This is a genomic window from Halomonas sp. (genome assembly GCF_033549285.1).
Classification (GTDB): domain Bacteria; phylum Pseudomonadota; class Gammaproteobacteria; order Pseudomonadales; family Halomonadaceae; genus Halomonas.
The window spans coordinates 14,482-36,143 of sequence record NZ_JAWSUJ010000022.1 but is presented as its reverse complement, the minus strand read 5'-3'; the positions used below and the strand labels follow the sequence as shown (position 1 = coordinate 36,143).

The window sequence follows — 21,662 nt, the reverse complement described above, 5'->3', positions numbered from 1 at the left end:
TCGCGGTCAGCGGGCCGGCAGGAACTCGAGGGGGTCCTGAGGCTGGCCGTCCTTGCGCACCTCGAAATGCAGCCTGACGTCCTCGGCATCGCTGTCGCCCATGGTGGCGATGACCTCACCGGCCTCGACCACATCGTTCTCCTTGACGTTCAGGGTGTCGTTGTGGGCATAGGCACTCAGGAACTGGTCGTTGTGCTTGAGCAGGATCAGGTTGCCGTAGCCCCTGACGCCGCTGCCCGCATAGACCACGATTCCCGGGCCGGCTGCCTTGACAGGTTGCCCCTTTTGACCGGCGATATCAATGCCGGCGGTGATGCTTCCCCCCTGGCCGAACTGGCCGACCACGTCGCCCGCCACCGGCCACTGCCAGGGCACTTCATCCACCGGGGTATAGCTGCGTCCGGCACGCTGTTCGGAGGCCGGTTCGCCGGCGACCGAGGTCCCGGCATCGGCGCCGGCGTCGTCCCTCACCGTGGACGCCCGGGCGACCTGGGCGGCCTCGTCTTCGGTCGCTGCGTCGGGCGCGTCGCTCGGTTCGGAAGCGCTCCTCGCCTCTGCCGCACCGGCGGCCTGCTGCTGCGCGTTTTCCGCCTCCTCAGCGCGCGAGGCCAGTTCCCGCCGTTCGGCCAGGTCACGCTCGCTCAGGCTGCCATCCGCTCCCGGGCTGTCGTAGCTGTAGACCGGCCCCGGTCCCTGGTCGGCGCCCGAGACGGCATCGGCGCTCTCCATGGCCACCTGGCTGGGCCCCTGGGGCGAGTCGCCGGCCGCCTGGCGCTCGGCCGAGAGGCGACGGTTGCGCTCGATGGCGCTCTCGTCAGGCATCAGCCAGTCGAGTTCCTCGTCGCTAGCGGACGCCTGGCCGCCGAGGCCCGTGGCCACGACCCCACGGCCGCCGGACGCGTTCCCGCCATCGTCCTGGCGGGAGGCCGGGGCGGCGCGCCCCTCGCCGCCCAGCACCAGCCGCTGGCCGGGCTCGATGCGATAGGGGGGAGAGATGCGGTTGAGGCGCGCCAGGTCGCGGTAGTCCATGTCATGGCGCCAGGCGATGCCATAGAGCGTGTCGCCGGCCTCCACGGTGTATTCGCCGGACGTCGCGTCAGCCCGGCTGGCCGACAGGTCGCGGACCTGGACCGGGCGACTCTCGCCCTGCTGGGCGGCGCAGCCGGCCAGCGCCAGGGCCAGGCCGGAAATCAGAAATACCTTATGCATCGGAGCCTTCCTCCTTGTCAGCACCTTGTCGGGAACCGGGTGTCGCCGGCCGGTTGGCCCGGGCGATCAGCAGCACCAGGGCCGCGCCGGCCAGCATCAGGGCCACCACCGCCGGCAGCCGGGCAGGGTCGCCGGTCAGCTCGGCGAAGTCGGCCGGGGTCAGGTAACGGTAGTCGAGGGGGATCATCTGGCCCTCGGAACCCAGCTGGTAGCGTACCAGCTCGCGCCACGGCCAGAGTACCGGCAGCGAGCCGATGATGAAGCCGACCAGCAGCTGCAGGGTCGCGGTATGGTGGTGGCGCAGCAGCCAGGAGAGCAGCCGCGAGAAGCCGAACAGCCCGACCAGGCAGCCCGCCCCGAACAGCCCGATCAACCCCAGGTCGAAGCTGCGGATGCCCTGCATCACCGTGCCGTAGAGGCCCATGGTCAGCAGCAGGAAGCTGCCCGACACGCCGGGCAGCAGCAGCGCACTGATGGCGATGGCCCCGCCCACCACCAGCACCAGGTCGGGACTGCCGAGCCGGGTGACCAGCGGCATCAGCGACGGCAGGCCGTGGGCGAGCAGCAGGCCACCGGCGAGCGGCAGCAGGTGCCACCACTTCCAGTCCGCCGGATGGCGGCTGACGACCACCGCCGACGCCGCCACCAGGCCGAAGAAGAAGCCGTTGAGCAGCTGGGGGAAGTCGTCCATCAGCCAGACGACGAGGTGGGCCACGCTGACCAGGCTGATGGCGATGCCGGCCAGCAGCGGGAGCACGAAGGCCAGGTTGAGGTGGACTGCCAGCAGCGGCAGGCCGCCGCGTCGCCAGGCGAAGAAGGCGCTGGGGCCGAACTGCTTGATGCTGTGGATCAGCTCCTCGTAGATGCCGGTGACGAAGGCGATGGTGCCGCCGGAGACGCCGGGCACCGCATCGGCGGCCCCCATGCCGGCGCCCCTGAGGAAGATACCGAGATGACGCTTCAACAGCGGACTCCTTTCATCGAATGACGCCTTCCAGCAGCGGCACGAAACGCACCGCCTCAAGCCGCTGTGTCTCGAAGCCCTCTTCGCTGCGACGCACACGGGTCAGCCATTGCCGGCCATCCGGCTCGGCCAGCGGCGTGATCAGCACTCCCCCTTCACCGAGCTGGGCGAGCAGCGGCGCAGGCAGCTCGCTGGCACAGGCGGTGAGCAGGATCACGTCGAAGGGCGCCTCCTCCGGCCAGCCATGCCCCCCGTCGGCGAGGCGCAGCCGGGTGTTGCGGACCTCGAGCAGGCGCAGGCGGCCGCCGGCACGACGATGCAGGGCATTGATCCGTTCCACCGACCAGAGCTCCTTCACCAGGCGCGACAGCACCAGGGTCTGGTAGCCGGAGCCGGTCCCCACCTCCAGCACCCGGGATGGCGCCTCCTGGATCACCAGCTCGGTCATGCGCGCCACCATCCACGGCTGGGAGAGGGTCTGGCCATGGCCGATGGGCAGCGAGGTGTCCTCGTAGGCACGATGCGCCAGGGCCTCGTCCAGGAAGAGGTGGCGCGGCTCCCGGGCCATCACCTCCAGCACCCGCGGGTCGCGGATCCCCTGGTCGGCCAGCCGGCCGACCATGCGGTCCCGGGTTCGCTGCGATGTCATGCCGACACCGCGCAGCAGATCAGGTGAGTGCATCCAGCCAGTCCTGCACGTCGTCGCGCGCTGCATGCCGGGTCAGGTCGGTCTGCAGCGGCGTGATGGAAACATGGCCCGCCTCGATGGCGGCGAAGTCGGTGTCCGGGCCGTCGTCGGCGTTTTCGCCCACGGCGGCAATCCAGTAGCGCAGCCGGCCCCGGGGGTCCCGGACCTCCAGGGGGCGGGCCGCCGGGCCGCGATAGCCCAGCCGGGTGACCCGAAAGCCCTGGATCTCGCTCCACGGCAGGTCCGGCACGTTGACGTTGAGCAGGCTGCGCGGCGGCAGCGAGAGCTGCTCGGCCGCCCCGACCAGGCTCGCCGCCACCCGCCCGGCGGTCTCGAAGTGGCGCGAGCCCACCAGCGACATGGCGATGGCCGCCATGCCCAGGTTGCGCCCCTCCATGGCGGCGGCCACGGTGCCGGAGTAGAGCACGTCGTCGCCGAGGTTGCCACCGTGGTTGATGCCCGAGATCACGAGGTCGGGCCGTTCGTCCCAGACGCCGTTGACCCCCAGGTAGACGCAGTCCGCGGGGGTGCCATCGACGCTGTAGAAGCCGTTGTCGAGCGAGGAGAGCGCCAGCGGCCGGCTCAGGGTGAGGGAGTTGCTGGCCCCGCTCTTGTCGCGGTCCGGCGCGACGACACGCAGCCGCGCATGGGGCAGCAGGGCATCGTGGAGGGCGCGCAGCCCCGGGGCGTGCACCCCGTCGTCATTGGAGAGCAGCAGTCGACGCATCACAGGCTCCTGTCGGGGGAAGGGGCCCCCAGAGAGGGATGGGAGATCAGTTCACGCAGCACGGCGGTGGCGAAGGCGCCCCGCGGGAGGCTGAAGGCCAGCCAGAGCTCGCCGTCGCCCCGCGTCAGCCGCGGCTCGTCCAGGCGCAGCCGCAGTGCCCGGCGGGCCAGGCGGACGCCGGCGCGCTCGAGCCCACCGCACAGGCCCGGGTAGCGCGCGGCCAGGGTGGCCTCGTGGACCCGGGCCTCGCCGGTGGCGAGCGACTCGCCGACGCCCCACAGCACCCCGGCGGGGTGCAAATCGAGGCGCCGGGCCCGCTCGATGAGCCCGGCGAGCTCGGCGGCATCGTCGGCCGCGACGCCGAACTGGCTGGCGCTGCCGTCGAGCATCACCACCTCGCCGGGCAGCGGCGTGGCCCAGCTGTGGTCGCGCACCCGGGCGGCCAGCAGCTCGTTGAACAGGAAGCTGCGGGCCGCGGAGAGCAGCATGCCCTCGCGGTCATCGCGCTTGCGCCAGCCGCGGGCCAGCACGGCCCGGGCACGCTGCAGGTTGCGCCCGTCCGCGCCGAAGCGCTGGGGGCCGACATAGTTGGCCACACCCGCGTCGCAGAGTCGCTGCCAGCGCGCCTCGAGCGCCGGGTCGGCCACGGCGGCCCCGGTGATCCGCAGGCGGAAGCGATTGGCCCGGTGCACGCCGCGCTTGAGCTTGCGCGGATGGCGGGCCTGGTCAAGCACCCGGATGCCCCGCTCGGCGAGTCGCGCCGCGAGCCCCTCGGGGGCCTCGCGGCCGGGCAGCTGCACGGAGAGCCATTGGCGGGTCACGGCGACCCGATCCTTCATGCCCGAATGGCCGACCACTCGCGGCGAGACCTCGCAAAGCCGGGCCAGCTCGCGGGCCACCATGGCGGTGGTCAGGTCGCGCTTCTCGATGAACAGCCAGAGGTGCTCGCCCTCCCCTTCCGGGGCGAAGTCGAGGACCTCCTCGACCAGGAAGTCCTCGGGAACGGCGCGATACTCGCCGGATGGCGGCGCACCGAACTCGTCCTCCAGCACCCGCGGCCAGGCCGGCGGCCAGTCGATGGCATCCTGGACGCCGGAAGAGGCGGCCTCACTCACCGGCCGCCTCCCCGTCGCGGCGCACCAGCAGCGCTACCGCCTCGGCGGCGATCCCCTCGCCGCGGCCGGTGAAGCCGAGCCGTTCGGTGGTGGTCGCCTTGACGTTGACCGCGCCCCGGGCGACGCCCAGGTCCTCGGCGATATGCCCGGCCATGGCGTCGATATGCGGCGCCATCTTCGGCGCCTGGGCGATCAGGGTGGCGTCCAGGTTGCCGACCCGGTAGCCGGCCCCGTCCACCAGCCCGGCGACGTGGCGCAGCAGGGCACGGCTGTCGGCGCCGGCCCAGGTCGGGTCGGTGTCGGGAAAGTGGCGGCCGATGTCGCCCAACGCGCAGGCGCCCAGCAGGGCGTCGCAGACCGCATGCAGCAGCACGTCGCCGTCGGAGTGGGCGATGAAGCCGCGGTCGAAGGGGATGGCGACGCCGCCGACCATCAGGTGGTCGCCCTCGCCGAAGCGGTGGACATCGAAGCCGTGGCCGATTCGCATCATGCGCGTTTCATGCTCCCTTCATGCTCCCTTCGTCCCGCACGGGGACGCCTCGGGGTGGGTCGCCGAGGAATTCTGGGCGGCCAGTGCCTGGGCCGACAGCACCAGCTCGGCCAGGGCCAGGTCCTCGGGGTGGGTAATCTTGAGGTTGTCGCGACGCCCGCTGACCAGCCGCGGCGCAAGGCCTGCCGCCTCCACCGCCGAGGCCTCGTCGGTGATGGTGACGCCTTGGGCCAGCGCATCCTTCAGGGCGCGGCGCAGCAGGCCATGGCGGAAGCCCTGGGGCGTATAGGCATGCCAGAGCCCCTCGCGGGACTCGGTGGCCCGCACCCGCCCGACGCCGTCGTCGCGCTTCATGGTATCGGCCACCGGGGCCGCCAGCAGCCCGCCCACGGGGTCGTCGGCGATGGCCGCCACCAGCCGCCTCAGGTCGTCGACGGTGACGCAGGGCCGGGCGACGTCATGGACCAGCACCAGATCGTCCTCTTCGGCCTCCGGGGCGATGGCCTCCAGGGCGTTGACCACCGAGTCGACCCGCTCGGCCCCGCCCGGCGTCCGCCGCCAGTCGGCGAAGGGCACCCAGGCCGGGTCGAAGTGGCCATCGTCGGCGTCCAGGCAGAGGCAGAGCCGGGCCTCGGGGAAGGCCGCGTGGAGGCGCGCCAGGGTGCGGGCCAGCACCGGCAGGCCGGCCAGCGGCAGGTACTGCTTGGGGCGGTCGGCGCCCATGCGTCGCCCCTGCCCTGCGGCGGGTACCACCAGCCACAGGCGGCCGCTCACTGGCCTCCCTCCGCGCCGGGTGCCGGCGTGCCCAGCAGGCCGGCATTGACCTCGATGCCGGTGGTCTCCACCGCGACGCCGGGCACCCAGAAGAACTGCTCGTCGCTGCGCACCATGCCGATGTCGCTGCGGGCCCGCTCCTCGATGGCGTCGAGGCCAGTCTTGAGGTCCACCACCTCGGCGGCCAGGCGTGCATTGCGGTCGCGCAGCGGCTGGTTCTCCTCCTCCAGCACGGCCACGCGCTGGCGCACCTCGGCGAGCTCGCGCATGCCGCCCTCGCCGAGCCACAGCCGGTACTGCAGCAGCGCGAGCAGGATGATGAGCACGATGGCCAGCCACTTGAGCATGCAGGGAGTCCGTCTCGAGGTTGTCGATGGCGGGCATTATGCCAGTTTCGCCGCCCGCCGGCAGGGTCTCGACGGCAATGGCCCAGGCACCAGGCGGCGACCCGGGGCCGGCGGCGGCGCCGTCAGTCCTCCCGGAAGGGCAGCGCGGCCTCGGCCGCCCGGCAGTAGGCCTCGACGTGGCCCCGCTCCTCGGCGCAGAAGCGCGACACGGCGTCGCGCAGGCGCGGGTCGGCGATATGGTGCAGCGAGGTGAGCCGCCGCGGGGCGAAGCCCCGGGAGAGCTTGTGCTCGCCCTGGGTCCCGGGGTCGAAGAGGGTCAGCCCGCGCGCCAGGCAGTGCTCGATGCCCTGGTAGTAGCAGGCCTCGAAGTGCAGGCAGTCGGCCAGCACCTCGCTGCCCCAGTAGCGCCCATAGAGGGTACGCGCGCCCTGCAGGCAGAGCGCGGCGGCCACCGGGACACCCTCGCGGCGGGCCTGGATCAGCAGCAGCGCCTCGGGCAGGGTGCGGCGCAGGCGCTCGAAGAAGTCGAGGCCGAGGTAGCCGTGGCGGCCGCGCTCCAGGTAGGTGATCTCGTAGCAGCGGAAGAAGTGGGCGACCGCCCCCGCGTCGATGGCCTCGCCCTCCAGGCGGTGCAGGGTCAGGCCCTGGTCGGCCACCAGGCGCCGTTCGCGGCGGATCGCCTTGCGCCGTTTCGCGGTCAGGGCGGCCAGGAAGCCCTCGAAGTCGCCGTAGCCGCGATCCTGCCACTGGAACTGCACGCCCTGGCGTGCCAGCAGGGACGGACAGGCCGCCTGCCAGGCCTCGACCTCGGCCGGCTCGGCAAACAGCAGGTGCCAGCTCGACAGCGCACTGGCCTCCCAGGCCTCGGCCAGCACCCGGCGGGCGGCCAGGGGGTCGAGGTGCGGTGCCAGGGCCAGGCGCGGCCCGGGTGCCGGGGTGAAGGGGATCGCCGAGAGCCCCTTGGGGTAGTAGTCGCCCCCGGCGCGCCCCCAGGCCTCGGCCCAGCCCCAGTCGAAGACGTATTCGCCGAAGGAGTGGTGCTTGTGGTAGTGCGGCAAGATGCCGACCAGCGCCTCGCCCTGCCAGAGGGTCAGGTGGCGCGGCACCCAGCCGGTGGCGGGGCACACCGCCCCGCTCGCTTCCAGGGCATGCAGGAACTCGTGGCGCAGGAAGGGGTGGTCATCGCCGACCAGCGCATTCCAGGCCGCGGCCGGCACCGCCTCGATGGCGGACACTTCGCTCAGGACCAGTTCCGACATGGGGACTCCCGGGGAATAGAGGGGGCAGCGGCTGACAAGCCACCGGCATTGCGCCTACATTGTGCGCAGACCCTTCCACCGATGCCACCACTGACCAGGGAGACGCGCATGGCCGACGCCCGCGCCCTGCAGGCGCGCCTGGACCAGCAGCGCCACGCCTTCGCCGCCGAGCCCTACCCCTCGGCGGCGACCCGTCGCGACCGCCTCGCCCGGCTGGCGAGCATGACCCGCCACCACCGCGACGAGATCAGCCAGGCGATCCGCCAGGACTTCGGCCACCGCGCCGAGGCCGAGACGCGCCTGGCGGAGGTCGTCCCGCTGCTGATGGCCATCCGCCACACCCGGCGCCACCTGAAGCGCTGGATGGCGCCGCGCCGTGTCGCGGTGCCCTGGCGGCTGCTGCCGGGCCGGGCGCGCATCCACCGCCAGCCGCTGGGGATCGTGGGCATCATCGCCCCGGCCAACTACCCCTGGAGCCTGGCACTGATGCCGGCGGTGGATGCCCTGGCCGCCGGCAACCGGGTGATGATCAAGCCCAGCGAGCAGACTCCCACCACCAGTGCCCTGCTGGCCCGGCTGGTCGAGCGCTATTTCACGCCCGAGGAGCTGCACGTGGCCACCGGCGATGCCGACACCGCTCGGGCCTTCGCCGCCCTGCCCTTCGATCACCTGCTGTTCACCGGCAGCCCTCGGATCGGCCGCGAGGTGGCCCATGCCGCGGCGGCCAACCTGACGCCGGTCACCCTGGAGCTAGGCGGCAAGGCCCCGGCCATCGTCGCCGAGGATGCCGACCTGGCGCATGCCGCCCGGCGCATCGCCTTCGGCAAGTGGCTCAACGCCGGCCGGACCTGCATCGCCCCGGACCATGTGCTGGTCGATGCGGCACGCCTGCCGGCCTTCATCGAGGCGATCCGCGAGGTGGTCAAGGAATTCTATCCCCGGGGCACCGCCAGCGACGACTACTCGGCAGTGCCCGGCGACGCGGCGCGTCGTCGTCTGGAGGACCTGCTCGACGAGGCCCGCGACCACGGCTGCCGGGTGATCGAGCTCGGCGAACGGCTGGAACTTAGCCATGGCACCAAGCTGCCGCCCACCCTGGTGGTCGACCCCACCGCGAACCTGGCGATCATGCGGGAGGAGGTCTTCGGCCCCTGGCTGCCGGTGATCGGCGTGCGCGACTTCGACGCCGCCCTGGCCCGGGTTGCCGAGGGGCCACGACCCCTGGCGCTCTACGCCTTCACTGACGACCCCGCCCGCCGACGGCGCCTGCTGGAGCAGACCCGCTCGGGGGGCGTGGTCTTCAACGACACCCTGTGGCACTACGTGGTGCCCGCCCTGCCCTTCGGCGGCATCGGCGAGAGCGGCATGGGGGCCTACCAGGGCGAGACCGGCTTTCTGCGCTTCACCCACCAGCGCAGCGTCTTCCTGCAGGCCCGCCACAACGCCGTGGGGCTGCTCGACCCGCCCTGGCGTCGCTGGTGGCTGCGCCTGCTGGGCCTGTGAGCCGGTCGCTCGGCTCCAAAAATTGCGGTAATAAAACTACAAATATTGCCGGCCACCGGGTAGCATGGCCGAATAACCGGACGCTTTATTGGTAAGTTTACAAGACACCCGACACTCGATTCCGAGGTGACCCATGGCCAGCACGACCCCCGCCCTCAACCCTACCGTCGCCGACGTCACCCGCCGCATCCGCCAGCGCTCCGCCGAGCGCCGCGCCCTCTACGAGAGCCGCATGGCCGACCAGCACCGCCGCGGCGTGCACCGAGGCGAGCTCTCCTGCGGCAACCTGGCCCACGGCTTCGCGGCCTGCGGCGAGACGGACAAGAACTCGCTGAAGCTGATGAATTCGGCCAACCTCGGCATCATCTCCGCCTACAACGACATGCTCTCGGCCCACCAGCCGCTGGAGACCTTCCCCGAGACCATCAAGGCCGCCGCCCGCGCCATGGGCTCCACCGCCCAGTTCGCCGGCGGCGTGCCGGCCATGTGCGACGGCGTCACCCAGGGCCAGCCGGGCATGGAGCTCTCGCTGTTCTCCCGCGACGTCATCGCCATGGCCACCGCCGTGGGCCTCTCCCACAACATGTTCGACGCCGCGCTCTACCTCGGCGTGTGCGACAAGATCGTCCCGGGGCTGTTCATCGCCGCGGCCCGCTTCGGCCACCTGCCGGCCATGTTCGTGCCGGCGGGCCCCATGCCCAGCGGCCTGCCCAACAAGGAGAAGGCGCGCATCCGCCAGCTCTTCGCCGAGGGCAAGGCGAGCCGCGAGGACCTGCTCGAGGCCGAATCACAGTCCTACCACAGCCCGGGCACCTGCACCTTCTACGGCACCGCCAACTCCAACCAGCTGATGATGGAGATGATGGGCCTGCACCTGCCGGGCACCTCCTTCGTCAACCCCGGCACAGAGATGCGCGAGGCGCTGACCCGCTTCGCCACCGAGCAGGCGGTCCGCAATACCGAGCCCGGCGGCGACTACCGCCCCTTCTACAAGCAGATCGACGAGCGCGCCATCGTCAATGCCATCGTCGGCCTGCTCGCCTCCGGCGGCTCGACCAACCACACCCTGCACCTGGTGGCCATGGCCGCCGCCGCCGGCCTCACCATCACCTGGGAGGACTTCACCGACCTCTCCGCGGTAACGCCGAGCCTGATGCAGGTCTATCCCAACGGCCAGGCCGACATCAACCACTTCCAGGCCGCCGGCGGCATGAGCTACCTGTTCCGCGAGCTGCTCGCGGCGGGCCTGATCCACGGTGACATCCCCACGGTGTTCGGCACCGACCTCACCGCCTATACCCGGGAGCCCTTCCTGGAGGAAGGCAAGCTGACGTGGCGCGAAGGCCCCGAGAAGAGCCTCGACGAGGAGGTGCTGCGCGGCGTGGCGGCGCCCTTCGCCCCCACCGGCGGGCTCACCGTGGTGGACGGCAACCTGGGCCGCGGGGTGATCAAGGTCTCGGCGGTGAAGGCCGAGCACCGCGTGGTCGAGGCGCCGATCCGCATCTTCGAGGACCAGAACGACCTCAAGGGGGCCTTCGAGGCCGGCGACCTGGACCGCGACGTGATCGCTGTGGTGCGCTTCCAGGGCCCCAAGGCCAACGGCATGCCCGAGCTGCACAAGCTGACCCCCTACCTCGGCGTGCTGCAGGATCGGGGCCACAAGGTGGCGCTGGTCACCGACGGGCGCATGTCCGGCGCCTCCGGCAAGGTCCCGGCGGCCATCCATATCAGCCCCGAGGCGCTGGACGGCGGACCGCTCGCCAAGCTGCGCGACGGCGACATCGTGCGCCTGGATGCCGACAGCGGCAGCCTCGAGGTCAAGATCGACGCCCATGAGTGGGCCGAGCGCGAGCTGCGCGTCGGCGATCTGGACCACTACCACGTGGGCCTGGGACGCGAGCTGTTCGGCGGCTTCCGCCACCTGGCCATGCGCGGCGAGGAGGGGGCCGGGGTATTCGGCGGCTTCGAGGCCGACGACCTGGCGCGCCAGGAGGGCCAGATCCACGACGAGGACGCCTGAGCCACTGCGAGAACAGGAGCACCGCAGTTGCACAGCGAGAAGTGCCGGGGACAGGTCGAAAAGGGCGCTTGTCACCGGAAAAGCTTCGAGCGATTGCCATCTGCACCTCCCCTGTCGGCCAGAAGGAATGAATTGACGATGACCAGACCCGCACTCATCGGCGATATCGGCGGGACCAATGCGCGCTTCGCCCTGGTGACGCCGGACACCTTCGCGCCTCGTGAGATCCTGAGCCTGCCCTGTGCCGACTACCCGGGCCTGGTCGAGGCGGTGCGCGACTACCTGGGCCGGGTCGGCGCGGTGGGCGATGGCGCCCCCCGCGAGGCCTGCCTGGCCTTCGCCTGCCCGATCCGCGGCGACCGGGTGAGCATGACCAACAACCACTGGACCTTCTCCCGAGAGGAAGTCCGGCAGACGCTGGGGCTCGACCTCTTCAAGGTCATCAACGACTTCACCGCCCAGGCGCTGGGCGTGCCCCATGTGGGTGACGACGACCTGGTGGACGTGCAGCGCGGCGAGGCGGTTCCCCACGCCGCCCGGCTGGTGATCGGCCCGGGGACCGGGCTGGGCGTGGCCGGGCTCTTCCCGGGGCGGCACGCCTGGATCCCGCTGGCCACCGAGGGCGGCCACGTGACCTTCGCGCCCACCGACGAGCGCGAGCAGAACCTGCTGCGGCACTTCCGCAACCGCTACGGCCGTGTCTCGGTGGAGCGCATCCTCTGTGGCCAGGGGCTGCTCGACCTCTACCTGGCCCACTGCTCGCTGAAGGGCGCCCCGCCGCGCCATGCAAGCCCCGCCGAGGTCACCCGGGCGGCGGCGGGCGGCGACGGCGTGGCCCGTGATACCCTGCTGCGGTTCCTGAAGATCCTCGGCGACGTCTGCGGCGATGCCGCCCTGACCATGGGAGCCCGCGGCGGGGTCGCCCTGTGCGGCGGCATCCTCCCGCGGCTGCTGGAGTGGCTGCCCGAGAGCCGCTTCCTCGAGGCCTTTACCGCCAAGGGACGCATGAGCGCCTATACCCGGGCCATCCCGGTCCAGGTGGTCACCGCGCCCTGGACGGGCCTGCTGGGCGCCGCCGAGGCCCTGCACAATGAAGAGGTCGAGTAACTCGACGGAGAGGAGATCGAATGATTCCCGAATCGCTTGCCCGGCTGGTCGAGGAGACTCGTGGTCAGCGCCGTGCCGAGTGGGCCGGCCGCGAGGTATGGCTGGCCAACGAGGCCTGGGGGCAGCTGGCGGTCTCGCTGCAGGGCGCGCAGGTCCTGCATTTTCGCCCCGCGGGAGCTGACGGCGGCTGGCTCTGGGTAACGCCCACGCCCCAGGCCCTGCCGGGGGCGATCCGCGGCGGCATCCCGCTTTGCTGGCCCTGGTTCGCCGACGAGAACACCGCCGACGAGTCCCCGGATCGCTCCGGCCCGATGCATGGCCCGGCACGCAAGGCCCCGTGGCGGCTCGACGCCGTGGACGAGCACGAGGAGGGCGTGGAGCTGCACCTCTCGCCCGAGGAGCGCCTGCATGGCCAGCTGGTGCCGCGCGCGGTGGTCCAGGCCAACGCCCGGCGCCTGCACGTGGAGCTGATCACCGAGCATGTCGGGGAGACGCCGGTGAAGATCACCGGGGCCCTGCACAGCTACCTGGCGGTGGGCAATGCCTTCGCCTGCCGGGTCGAGGGCCTGGCCGGCGCCACCTACCTGGACAAGCTAGCCGACTTCGCCGAGCGCGACCAGCAGGGCGAGCTGGGCGTGCGCGGGCCGCTCGACCGCATCTACCGCAGCAATGCCGAGCTGTGCCTCGACGACGGCACCCGCCGCCTGAGGATCGCCCGCCAGGGCAGCGACTCCGCCGTGGTCTGGCATCCCGGCGACGCGCCCCCCGGGGACACCTCGATCGAAGCCGCCCGTCACTTCCTGTGCGTCGAGTCGGCCAACACCCGGCTCGACCCGGTGTGGCTGGTCCCCGGCGCCCAGCACCTGCTGGGCACCACCCTGAGCCGTGATGAGGGAGCGACCCCATGACCCCCGTGATCAGCTTCGGCGAGGCCCTCGTCGACCTGCTTTCCAGCCGCCTCGGCGACACGCCGGATGGCCCAACGGACGGCCCGGAGACCTTCACCCCCTATGCCGGCGGCGCCCCCGCCAACGTGGCCGTGGCCTGCGCCCGCCTGGGCGTGCCCAGCCGCTTCCTCGGCATGCTCGGCGAGGACCACTTCGGGGATTTCCTGGCCGCCGAGCTGGCCGCCCATGGCGTGGACACCTCCGGCGTGGTGCGTACCCGCGAGGCACGCACGGCGCTGGCCTTCGTCTCCCGCGACGCCGAGGGCGAGCGCACCTTCGACTTCTACCGCCCGCCGGCCGCGGACCTCCTCTATCGCCTGGAGCACCTGCCGGCCGGCGTCTTCGCCGAGCCGGCCATCGTGCACTTCTGCAGCAACAGCCTGACCGAGCCGGAGATCGCCGAGACCACCCTGGCCATGGCCGAGATGGCCCGCCGCGCCGGTTGCCTGGTGAGCGTGGATGCCAACCTGCGCCACAACCTCTGGGAAGGCGGGGCCGCCGACATCAGCCTGGTCACCCGGCTGCTCGACGCCGCCGACCTGATCAAGCTCTCGACGGAGGAGCTCGACGACCTGCGCGCCGACCACCCCCGGGAGGGCTGGCTAGCCGAACGCTTCGCCGCCGGGGTCAGGGTCGCGGTGATCACGGACGGCCCGGGCGAGGTGATGCTGAAGGGGGTCGGGCTGGACGAGCGAATCACGCCACCCCGGGTCGAGGCAGTGGACACCACGGCGGGCGGCGACGCCTTCATCGGCGGCCTGCTCGCCGAGCTCGCCGAGTACACCGCCGACAAGGGCCTCGACGGCGACTGGCACCGGGACACGGCCTTCCTGCGCCGCGCCGTGGAGATCGCCAGTCGCTGCGGCGCCCACGCCGTGACGCGCCCGGGGGCCTACGCCGCCCTGCCGGATCGCGACGACCTGGCGCGCCTGCGCACCTGAGCCCCTCGAAACGTCTCCCTTACCCCGGGCCGGCCCTGCCGGCCCGGGGTTTTCGCGTGTTCGCCCAGGGCCCCGAGCCAAAAAAGCCCCGGCGGGGCCGGGGCAAGGGACAGCTACCAGCTGTCGAGAGAGCACAGGGTTGCCGACGGGGGCAAAGCGGTCAGTGGTGGAAGCGCTCAGCCGCCTCGCGGGCCAGCGAGCGGATGGCGTCCCAGTCCTCGGCGTCGATCAGCGACTTCGGCGTGAGCCAGGAGCCCCCCACACACATCACGTTCTTGAGCGCCAGGTAGTCCTCGGCATTGTTGATGCCGATCCCGCCGGTGGGGCAGAAGCGCGCCTCGGGGATCGGGCCGGCGAAGGCCTTGAGGGCCTTGACGCCGCCGCTGGCCTCGGCGGGGAAAAACTTGAAGCGGCGATAGCCGTACTGCCAGCCGGTCATCAGCTCGGAGACGGTCGCCACCCCCGGCAGCATCGGCACCGGGCTGGTGACCCCGTAGCGGTAGAGCGCCTCGGTGGTGCCGGGTGTCACCACGAAGTCGGCCCCCACCTCCTCGGCCTGGCGATACTGGGCCGGCGTCAGCACCGTGCCCACGCCGATGCTGGCCTGGGGCAGCGCCTCCTTGATGCGCTTGATCGCCTCCAGGGCACAATCGGTGCGCAGGGTGATCTCCAGCACGGAGAGGCCGCCCTCGAAGAGGGCACGGGCCAGGGGCACGGCATCCTCGATGCGCTGGATGGCCAGCACCGGGATCACCTCGGCCTTGAGACAGATGCTGTCCAGTTCGGTGGTGCGGGTCGAGGGCAGCTGCTTTTCGATGGTCATAACGGTCTCCAGAAGCTCAGGGGGCCCAGTAGGTGGCCAGCGGACAGGCCAGGAAGGCGCGGATCGGCAGTTCGCGGACGTCGTCGCCGGACAGCGCCCGGGCCAGCACGGCGCGCTTGTCGCCGCCGGTGATGTGCAGCACGTGACGGCGGGCCTGGTGCAGTCGGTCGGCGCTGAGGGTGACGCGCGGCTGGGGCTGGCTCGGCGTGCGCACCGCCACCGCCGGGGCCTCGGTGGAAAGCGCCAGGGCCAGTTCCTGGCTGTCGGGGAACAGCGAGGCGGTGTGGCCGTCACCGCCCATGCCGAGGATCACCACGCTGGCCGGCCAGGCCAGCCCGGCGACCCGTTCGGCCACCGCCGCCGCGCCCTGCTCGGGAGTCGCATCGGCGGTGGTCAGCGGCACGAAGGTGGCGGCGGCGGCCGGCCCCTGCAGCAGGTGCTCGCGAACCAGGCGGGCATTGCTGTCCTCGGCGTCCTCGGCCACCCAGCGCTCGTCGGCGAGGGTCACCTGGACGCGCTCCCAGGGCAGCTCGCAGGCCGCCAGGGCCGCGAAGAAGGGCACCGGTGTGGAGCCGCCCGAGACCACCAGCAGGGCCTGGTCGTGGGTCGCCAGGTCGGCGCGCAGCGCCTCGGCCACGGCCTCGGCCAGCTGCCGGGAGAGCTGTTCGCGTGGCGACGGTGTCGTGTCGGTCATGTCAGTAGTCCTCGTACCAGCTGCGGCCGTCCCGGGTGATCATGGCGGTCTTGAGAGAGCCGCCACCGGGCCCCGGGGGCCGCTCGCCATGCCTCAGTAATCTTCATACCAGCTGCGCCCATCCCGGGTGATCATGGCGGTCTTGAGAGAGCCGCCACCGGGCCCCGGGGGCCGCTCGCCGTGCCTCAGTAGTCTTCATACCAGCTGCGCCCATCCTGGGTGATCATGGCGGTCTTGAGAGAGCCACCACCGGGCCCCGGGGGCCGCTCGCCACGCCTCAGTAGTCTTCATACCAGCTGCGCCCATCCTGGGTGATCATGGCGATGGACGCCACGGGCCCCCAGGAGCCGGCCGGATAGCGCCGGGGCGGCTCGTCGCGGTCGGCCCAGGCGGCGACCAGGCTGTCGCACCACTGCCAGGCGTGCTCGACCTCGTCGCGGCGAACGAAGAGGTACTGCTGCCCCTTCATGACCTCGAGCAGCAGCCGCTCGTAGGCGTCCGGGATGCGGGTCTTGGGGAAGGCGCTATTGAAGTCCAGGTGCAGCGGGCCGCGGCGCAGGCGCATGCCCTTGTCCAGGCCGCTGTCCTTGGTCAGCACCTCCAGGGCGATGCCCTCCTCCGGCTGCAGGCGGATCACCAGCTTGTTGGCGGCCAGCCCGCGCTGGTCGGGGTCGAAGATGTAGTGCGGCTGCTGGCGGAAATGGATGATGATCTGCGAGAGCTTCTCCGGCATGCGCTTGCCGGTGCGCAGATAGAAGGGCACCCCGGCCCAGCGCCAGTTGGCCACGCCGGTCTTCATGGCCACGAAGGTCTCGGTATGGCTCTCGGTGTTGGCCCCCTCCTCCTCCAGGTAGCCCGGCACGGCCTGGCCATCCGTGGTGCCGGCCATGTACTGGCCTCGCACCACGTCGCGGCCCAGCATGTCGTCGGTGAAGGGCCTGAGCGCCTTGAGCACCTTGACCTTCTCGTCGCGGATGGCGTCGGCATCCAGGTTGGCCGGCGGGTCCATGGCGATCAGGCAGACCAGCTGCAGCAGGTGGTTCTGCACCATGTCGCGCAGCTGGCCGGCCTCGTCGAAGTAGCCCCAGCGCCCCTCGATGCCGACCTTCTCGGCCACGGTGATCTCCACGTGGGAAATGTGGTTCTGGTTCCACTGGGTGCCGAACAGCGGGTTGGCGAAGCGCAGCGCGATGAGGTTCTGCACTGTCTCCTTGCCCAGGTAGTGGTCGATGCGGTACACCCGTGACTCGGGAAAGACCGCACCGATGGCGTCGTTGATCTCGGCGGAGGAGTCGAGGTCGAAGCCGATGGGCTTCTCGACCACCACCCGGCTCTGCTCGTCGAGGCTGCCGCTGGACTCGAGGTGGCGGCAGATGTCGCCGTAGATCTTGGCCCCCACCGAGAGGTAGACCACCATGGGGCGCAGCAGGCCCTGCTGGCGCCACTCGCGGATGCCGGCGTAACCTTCGGGCTCGGTGAAGTCGAGCTGCAGGAAGTCCAGGCGGGCCAGGAAGCGCTTGAGCACCGACCGGTCGAGCTCCTCGGCCTTGACGTGGGTCTTGAGCGCCGTCTCGACCCGGGCCTGGAAGGCCTCGCGGTCGAGCTCCTGGCGCGCCAGGCCCAGCAGGCGGGTGCTGGCGTCCAGCAGGCCCTCGCGGTCGAGCTGGTAGAGCGCCGGATAGAGCTTGCGCTGGGCCAGGTCGCCCAGGGCACCAAACAGCGCCAGGTCGATTTCCGTGCTGCCGACGTCGGTGGGCCTGGCCTCGCCGGCTCGATTGCGTTGTCTCATGTCCGCCCCATCTGGTTAACTTACCTAAAAAATAGCGCATTCAGGCCAAGGCTTGCAAACTATTTATGTAAGTTTACAACATTGTTTGGTGACCCTTGCCGGATCCCCGGTTACCGCCTTTGCGCATGCCCCAGCATAGCCAGCATAATGTAGTTAAATCACTACATCACCCGTGTTTCATCCCCGCGCCGCCGATGGCGCCCCGTCGTCACGGAGACTTCATTGCCCATGGTCCGACACGATCTGCTCGACCGCATCCGCCGGCAGCTCGACGAGCTCAACCGTTCCGAACGCAAGGTGGCCGACGTCATCCTGGCCGACCCGGCCTCGGCCACCAGCATGAGCATCGCCACCCTGGCCCAGCTGGCCTCGGTCAGCGAGCCCACGGTCAACCGCTTCTGCCGCAGCTTCGAGGCCAAGGGCTACCCGGACTTCAAGATCAAGCTGGCCCAGAGCCTGGCCGGCGGCACCCCCTACGTCAGCCAGGCGGTGGAACCCGGCGACTCCGCCACCGAGTACACCAACAAGATCTTCGGAGCCACCATCGCCGCCCTGGATCTGGCCCGCCGCGAGGTGGCCCCGGAGCGCATCGAGCGCGTGGTCGACTACCTGATCCAGGCCAGGCAGCTGCACTTCTTCGGCCTGGGGGCCTCCGGGGCGGTGGCCCAGGATGCCCAGCACAAGTTCTTCCGCTTCAACCTGCCGGTCACCGCCTATGTAGACGTGCTGATGCAGCGCATGGTGGCGGCCGCATGCCACACCGGTGACGTGGTGGTGATGCTCTCCTGGACCGGGCGCACCCGGGACCTGGTGGACATCGCGCGACTGGCACGGGAGAACGGCGCCGTGGTGCTCGGCATCACCGCTCCCGACTCGCCGCTGGCCGCTGAGTGCACCGAGACCCTGGAGGTCGCCACGCCGGAGGACACCGACTACTACATGCCGATGACCTCGCGGATGATCCAGCTGGCGCTGATCGATGTCCTGGCCACCGGGGTGACCCTGCGCCGCGGCGAGGACTTCCTGCCCCACCTCAAGAAGATCAAGGACAGCCTGCAGGCGACACGCTACCCCGCCGGCGGGCGCGACGACCAGCCCTGAGACGCCCCCCGACTTGCCAGGCCGGCGCCGAGCCACAACAATGGCCAGCCTATCGCCCACCAAGGAGACCGAGATGCGCTGGCTTGCCGCTTCCACCGCCGCCCTGGCCCTGTTCGCCCAGGGTGTCGCCGCCGACACCTTCCGCTTCACCGCCATTCCCGACGAGGACCAGTCGCGGCTGGTCGAGCGCTTCTCCAAGGTCGCGGACTACCTCCAGGAGCGCCTCGATGTCGAGGTGGAGTACGTGCCGGTGAAGTCCTATGGCGCCACGGTCACCGCCTTTCGCAACGACCAGGTCCAGCTGGCCTGGTTCGGCGGCCTCTCCGGGGTCCAGGCGCGTCGCCTGGTATCGGGCTCCGTCGCCGTGGCCCAGGGCAGCGAGGATGCCGAGTTCCAGAGCTACCTGATCGCCCACCGCTCCACCGGCCTCGAGCGGGCCGAGGAGCTGCCCGACGCCATCGAGGGCATGAGCCTGACCTTCGGCTCGCGCACCTCCACCTCGGGACGCCTGATGCCCGAGCACTTCCTGCGCCAGCGCTTCGGCGAGGCCCCCGAGGAGCTCTTCTCGCGGGTCGGCTACTCCGGCGACCACTCGCGCACCATCGCCCTGGTGGAAGCCGGCACCTGGGACCTGGGCGCGGTCAACTACACCGTCTGGGAAGCGGCGGTGGCGGACGGCCGGGTGGATACCGACAAGGTCGAGGTGATCTGGGCCACCCCGCCCTACCCGGACTACAACTGGACCCTGCGCGGCGACGTCGATGCGCGGTTCGGCGAGGGCTTCACCGAGAAGGTCCGCGCGGCCCTGCTCGAGATGGACGACCCCGAGCTGCTGGCGAGCTTCCCCCGCGAGGGCTTCATCCCCGCCGACAACGCCCTCTACGCCCCCATCGAGGACGTCGCCGAAGAGCTCGGTCTGCTGCGCTGATGGGCGAGCCCCGCGACACCCTGGTCTCGCTGAACGGCGTCGACCTGGGCCATGGCGACCGGGTGGTGCTGCCGGGACTGCACCTCGGCCTGCAGCGCGGCGAGCGCGTCGCCCTGCTCGGCCCCAGCGGGGGCGGCAAGTCCACCCTGCTCGGCGCCCTGCGCCGGCGCCTGGGCGACAGCGCCGCCTGGTGCCCCCAGCAGCATGGCCTGGTGCCCCAGCTGGCGGTCTATCACAACGTCTACATGGGCCGGCTGGCCGAGCACTCGGCGCTGGCCAACCTGTGGAACCTGGTGCGCCCACTGGCCGGCCCCTGGCGCCAGGTCGCCGAGCTCTGTGACGAGCTGGGCCTTGAGGGGCTGATGCGCCGTCCCGTCGCCCAGCTCTCCGGGGGCCAGCGCCAGCGGGTCGCCATTGCCCGCGCCCTCTACCAGCAGCGGGCGCTGTTCCTCGGCGACGAGCCGGTGGCCAGCGTCGACCCCCACCAGGCATTGCGCCTGCTGGCGCTGATCGACCAACGCCACGCCACCTCGGTGGTCGCCCTCCATCAGCGGGAGCTGGCCCTCAGCCACTTCGACCGGGTATGGGGCCTGCGTGACGGCCGGTTGGTGATCGATGCCCCGGCTAGCGAACTGAGCCTGGCGGACCTGGACGGCCTCTATCCCGACGCCGATGGCCAGACGGGAGACGCCGTCGACCGGGGCCGGCCATGACCCAGGCCCACTCTCGCACCGGGGTGCCCCGTCCGGGCTGGCTGGGAGGCCAGAGCCCCGGCGTGCGCCTGGCGCGCCACAGCCTGACCCTGGTCGCCCTGGCGGTGGTGCTGGTGCCCTTCGCCGACCTGGCGGTGCTGACCCGCGACCCCTGGGCGGAGCTCGGGCGCATGGCCCGGGGTCTGGCCTGGCCCGCCTGGGGGGCGCTGGAGTCACCGCTGGAAGCGCTGGGACTCACCGTGGCCGTGGCCCTGTGGGGAACGCTCGGCGGGATGGTGCTGGGCTTCCCGCTGGCCCTGCTGTTCGCCCGCTCGCGGCTGGTGCGCGCCGGCTGCGCCTTCGTGCGGGCGATCCACGAGCTGTTCTGGGCGCTGCTCTTCCTGCAGGTGTTCGGCCTCTCCGCCGCCACGGCCCTGATGGCCCTGGCGATTCCCTATGCCGGCATCTTCGCCAAGGTCTATGCCGAGATCCTCGAACAGATCCCCGGCGCACCGCGCGACGCCCTGCCGCCGGGGGGCGGGCGATTGTCGCGCTTCGTCTATGCCGAACTGCCGCTGGCCTGGGGCCGGCTCGCCGCCTACACCCGCTATCGCTTCGAGTGCGCGCTGCGCGCCAGCGTGCTGCTGGGCTTCGTCGGCCTGCCGACCCTGGGCTTCCAGCTCGAGACCGCCTTCCGCGAGGGACGCTACCACGAGGCCGGGGCCCTGCTGTGGCTCTTCTACCTGCTGATCGCCAGCCTGCCCTGGTGGGGCCACCGGCGGCTGATGCCGCTGCTGGCGCTCGGCGGTGCCTTGCTGCTGGGCCCCTGGCCGGCCTTGGAAGGCGGCCTGCTGTGGCGTTTCGTCAGCCAGGACATCTGGCCGCCGGCGCTGCTCGAGGGCGACTGGCGCGGCCTTATCGAGTGGCTGGGCCGCATCCCCGACCTGGGCCCGGCCATCGGCAACACCCTGCTGCTCGGCCTGCTCGGCAGCGTGGGGGCCCTGCTGGTCGCCCTGGCGCTGTGGCCGCTGGCCTGCCGCCACTTCGGCAACCCGTTGACCCGGCTGGCCGGACGGGGCCTGCTGGTCTTCCTGCGCTCGACGCCGGAACTGATGCTGGCCTTCTTCTTCCTGCTGCTGCTGGGGCCGTCGCTGCTGCCCGCCTGGCTGGCGCTGGCGCTGCACAACGGCGCGCTGATCGCCTTCCTGGTGGCACGCCATGCGGATGCCATCACCCCCGGCATGCCGGGGGTGAACGCCTCGGGGCGGCTGGCCTACGAGCTGCTGCCGCGGCTCTATCCGGGCATGCTGGCCCTGCTCTACTACCGTGCCGAGGTGATCCTGCGCGAGACGGCCATCCTGGGCATGCTGGGGGTGGCCACCCTGGGCTACTACATCGATGCGAACTTCGAGTACCTGCTGTTCGACGTGGCCTTCTTCCTGCTGCTGGTCACCGCGGCCCTCAACATCGCCGTGGACGCCCTCTCGCGACGCCTCAGGCCTCGGGAGACCGCCATCATCGACGACCCCTGCCAGCGCTAGGGT

The 21,662-nt window shown here is 71.3% G+C and carries 21 protein-coding genes; 9 read left to right on the top strand and 12 right to left on the bottom strand.

Going from position 1 to position 21,662, the window contains the following annotated elements; translation table 11 throughout:
* Nucleotides 1–6 precede the first annotated feature (6 nt).
* The 9 genes from SCI24_RS07070 to SCI24_RS07030 all read right to left on the bottom strand — a co-directional run bounded on the left by SCI24_RS07070 (nt 7) and on the right by SCI24_RS07030 (nt 7,573).
* On the bottom strand, nt 7–1,209 hold the full coding sequence (locus tag SCI24_RS07070; RefSeq protein ID WP_318724714.1) for a peptidoglycan DD-metalloendopeptidase family protein: 1,203 nt from the start codon (nt 1,207–1,209) through the stop codon (nt 7–9).
* Nucleotides 1,202–2,176, bottom strand: coding sequence for a DUF368 domain-containing protein (locus tag SCI24_RS07065; protein ID WP_318724727.1), 975 nt, complete (start codon nt 2,174–2,176; stop codon nt 1,202–1,204). Before SCI24_RS07065 ends, SCI24_RS07070 begins: the two co-directional genes overlap by 8 nt.
* A gap of 10 nt (nt 2,177–2,186) precedes the next feature.
* Nucleotides 2,187–2,855, bottom strand: coding sequence for a protein-L-isoaspartate(D-aspartate) O-methyltransferase (locus SCI24_RS07060; RefSeq protein WP_318724713.1), 669 nt, complete (start codon nt 2,853–2,855; stop codon nt 2,187–2,189).
* Nucleotides 2,842–3,588 (bottom strand): 5'/3'-nucleotidase SurE, encoded by a 747-nt coding sequence (gene surE, locus SCI24_RS07055; protein WP_318724712.1) that lies wholly within the window; start codon nt 3,586–3,588, stop codon nt 2,842–2,844. Before surE ends, SCI24_RS07060 begins: the two co-directional genes overlap by 14 nt.
* Nucleotides 3,588–4,703, bottom strand: a complete 1,116-nt coding sequence (truD, locus tag SCI24_RS07050; RefSeq protein WP_318724711.1) for a tRNA pseudouridine(13) synthase TruD — start codon at nt 4,701–4,703, stop codon at nt 3,588–3,590. Before truD ends, surE begins: the two co-directional genes overlap by 1 nt.
* Nucleotides 4,696–5,190 carry a 2-C-methyl-D-erythritol 2,4-cyclodiphosphate synthase gene (gene ispF / locus SCI24_RS07045; RefSeq protein ID WP_318724726.1) on the bottom strand — a complete coding sequence of 165 codons (495 nt, stop codon included), beginning with the start codon at nt 5,188–5,190 and terminating at the stop codon, nt 4,696–4,698. Before ispF ends, truD begins: the two co-directional genes overlap by 8 nt.
* Before the next feature lie 21 nt (nt 5,191–5,211).
* Nucleotides 5,212–5,967, bottom strand: a complete 756-nt coding sequence (gene ispD, locus SCI24_RS07040) for a 2-C-methyl-D-erythritol 4-phosphate cytidylyltransferase (RefSeq protein WP_318724710.1) — start codon at nt 5,965–5,967, stop codon at nt 5,212–5,214.
* Complete coding sequence (gene ftsB, locus SCI24_RS07035) at nt 5,964–6,314, bottom strand: cell division protein FtsB (RefSeq protein WP_318724709.1); 351 nt, start codon at nt 6,312–6,314, stop codon at nt 5,964–5,966. Before ftsB ends, ispD begins: the two co-directional genes overlap by 4 nt.
* A 122-nt stretch (nt 6,315–6,436) precedes the next feature.
* Entirely contained in the window at nt 6,437–7,573 is a 1,137-nt protein-coding gene (locus SCI24_RS07030) for a GNAT family N-acetyltransferase (protein ID WP_318724708.1), read from the bottom strand.
* 108 nt (nt 7,574–7,681) lie between these two features.
* Between SCI24_RS07030 and SCI24_RS07025 the strand changes: the two genes are divergently transcribed.
* The 5 genes from SCI24_RS07025 to SCI24_RS07005 all read left to right on the top strand — a co-directional run bounded on the left by SCI24_RS07025 (nt 7,682) and on the right by SCI24_RS07005 (nt 14,091).
* Nucleotides 7,682–9,076: a coniferyl aldehyde dehydrogenase gene (locus SCI24_RS07025; RefSeq protein WP_318724707.1), complete on the top strand. Its 1,395-nt coding sequence runs from the start codon at nt 7,682–7,684 to the stop codon at nt 9,074–9,076.
* Nucleotides 9,077–9,209: 133 nt separating this feature from the next.
* Entirely contained in the window at nt 9,210–11,096 is a 1,887-nt protein-coding gene (edd, locus tag SCI24_RS07020; RefSeq protein ID WP_318724706.1) for a phosphogluconate dehydratase, read from the top strand.
* 138 nt (nt 11,097–11,234) lie between these two features.
* Entirely contained in the window at nt 11,235–12,203 is a 969-nt protein-coding gene (gene glk, locus SCI24_RS07015) for a glucokinase (protein WP_318724705.1), read from the top strand.
* 20 nt (nt 12,204–12,223) lie between these two features.
* Complete coding sequence (locus tag SCI24_RS07010; RefSeq protein ID WP_318724704.1) at nt 12,224–13,111, top strand: D-hexose-6-phosphate mutarotase; 888 nt, start codon at nt 12,224–12,226, stop codon at nt 13,109–13,111.
* Nucleotides 13,108–14,091: a carbohydrate kinase gene (locus tag SCI24_RS07005; protein WP_318724703.1), complete on the top strand. Its 984-nt coding sequence runs from the start codon at nt 13,108–13,110 to the stop codon at nt 14,089–14,091. Before SCI24_RS07010 ends, SCI24_RS07005 begins: the two co-directional genes overlap by 4 nt.
* Before the next feature lie 160 nt (nt 14,092–14,251).
* On the opposite strand, the gene SCI24_RS07000 is transcribed toward SCI24_RS07005, so the two are convergent.
* From SCI24_RS07000 to zwf, 3 genes are all read right to left on the bottom strand, one after another.
* Nucleotides 14,252–14,914, bottom strand: a complete 663-nt coding sequence (locus SCI24_RS07000; RefSeq protein ID WP_318724702.1) for a bifunctional 4-hydroxy-2-oxoglutarate aldolase/2-dehydro-3-deoxy-phosphogluconate aldolase — start codon at nt 14,912–14,914, stop codon at nt 14,252–14,254.
* Between the two features lie 16 nt (nt 14,915–14,930).
* On the bottom strand, nt 14,931–15,608 hold the full coding sequence (gene pgl / locus SCI24_RS06995; protein WP_318724701.1) for a 6-phosphogluconolactonase: 678 nt from the start codon (nt 15,606–15,608) through the stop codon (nt 14,931–14,933).
* Nucleotides 15,609–15,885: 277 nt separating this feature from the next.
* Entirely contained in the window at nt 15,886–17,397 is a 1,512-nt protein-coding gene (zwf, locus tag SCI24_RS06990; protein WP_318724700.1) for a glucose-6-phosphate dehydrogenase, read from the bottom strand.
* A 228-nt stretch (nt 17,398–17,625) separates the two neighbouring features.
* Between zwf and SCI24_RS06985 the strand changes: the two genes are divergently transcribed.
* The 4 genes from SCI24_RS06985 (at nt 17,626) to SCI24_RS06970 (ending at nt 21,659) form a co-directional block, all read left to right on the top strand.
* Entirely contained in the window at nt 17,626–18,498 is an 873-nt protein-coding gene (locus SCI24_RS06985; protein ID WP_318724699.1) for a MurR/RpiR family transcriptional regulator, read from the top strand.
* Between the two features lie 73 nt (nt 18,499–18,571).
* Nucleotides 18,572–19,426 (top strand): putative selenate ABC transporter substrate-binding protein, encoded by an 855-nt coding sequence (locus SCI24_RS06980; RefSeq protein WP_318724698.1) that lies wholly within the window; start codon nt 18,572–18,574, stop codon nt 19,424–19,426.
* A complete protein-coding gene (locus SCI24_RS06975; RefSeq protein ID WP_318724697.1) occupies nt 19,426–20,139 on the top strand; it encodes an ATP-binding cassette domain-containing protein in 714 nt (237 codons plus the stop codon). Before SCI24_RS06980 ends, SCI24_RS06975 begins: the two co-directional genes overlap by 1 nt.
* Entirely contained in the window at nt 20,136–21,659 is a 1,524-nt protein-coding gene (locus tag SCI24_RS06970) for an ABC transporter permease (RefSeq protein WP_318724696.1), read from the top strand. The genes SCI24_RS06975 and SCI24_RS06970 overlap by 4 nt, the downstream gene beginning before the upstream one ends.
* Nucleotides 21,660–21,662 lie beyond the last annotated feature (3 nt).

Coding starts and splice junctions, on each gene's coding strand:
- SCI24_RS07070 (WP_318724714.1), bottom strand. CDS start 1,209: ATGCATAAGGTATTTCTGATTTCCGGCCTGGCCCTGGCGCTGGCCGGC.
- SCI24_RS07060 (WP_318724713.1), bottom strand. CDS start 2,855: ATGCACTCACCTGATCTGCTGCGCGGTGTCGGCATGACATCGCAGCGA.
- surE (WP_318724712.1), bottom strand. CDS start 3,588: ATGCGTCGACTGCTGCTCTCCAATGACGACGGGGTGCACGCCCCGGGG.
- ispF (WP_318724726.1), bottom strand. CDS start 5,190: ATGCGAATCGGCCACGGCTTCGATGTCCACCGCTTCGGCGAGGGCGAC.
- ftsB (WP_318724709.1), bottom strand. CDS start 6,314: ATGCTCAAGTGGCTGGCCATCGTGCTCATCATCCTGCTCGCGCTGCTG.
- SCI24_RS07030 (WP_318724708.1), bottom strand. CDS start 7,573: ATGTCGGAACTGGTCCTGAGCGAAGTGTCCGCCATCGAGGCGGTGCCG.
- SCI24_RS07025 (WP_318724707.1), top strand. CDS start 7,682: ATGGCCGACGCCCGCGCCCTGCAGGCGCGCCTGGACCAGCAGCGCCAC.
- edd (WP_318724706.1), top strand. CDS start 9,210: ATGGCCAGCACGACCCCCGCCCTCAACCCTACCGTCGCCGACGTCACC.
- glk (WP_318724705.1), top strand. CDS start 11,235: ATGACCAGACCCGCACTCATCGGCGATATCGGCGGGACCAATGCGCGC.
- SCI24_RS07010 (WP_318724704.1), top strand. CDS start 12,224: ATGATTCCCGAATCGCTTGCCCGGCTGGTCGAGGAGACTCGTGGTCAG.
- SCI24_RS07005 (WP_318724703.1), top strand. CDS start 13,108: ATGACCCCCGTGATCAGCTTCGGCGAGGCCCTCGTCGACCTGCTTTCC.
- SCI24_RS07000 (WP_318724702.1), bottom strand. CDS start 14,914: ATGACCATCGAAAAGCAGCTGCCCTCGACCCGCACCACCGAACTGGAC.
- pgl (WP_318724701.1), bottom strand. CDS start 15,608: ATGACCGACACGACACCGTCGCCACGCGAACAGCTCTCCCGGCAGCTG.
- zwf (WP_318724700.1), bottom strand. CDS start 17,397: ATGAGACAACGCAATCGAGCCGGCGAGGCCAGGCCCACCGACGTCGGC.
- SCI24_RS06985 (WP_318724699.1), top strand. CDS start 17,626: ATGGTCCGACACGATCTGCTCGACCGCATCCGCCGGCAGCTCGACGAG.
- SCI24_RS06980 (WP_318724698.1), top strand. CDS start 18,572: ATGCGCTGGCTTGCCGCTTCCACCGCCGCCCTGGCCCTGTTCGCCCAG.
- SCI24_RS06975 (WP_318724697.1), top strand. CDS start 19,426: ATGGGCGAGCCCCGCGACACCCTGGTCTCGCTGAACGGCGTCGACCTG.
- SCI24_RS06970 (WP_318724696.1), top strand. CDS start 20,136: ATGACCCAGGCCCACTCTCGCACCGGGGTGCCCCGTCCGGGCTGGCTG.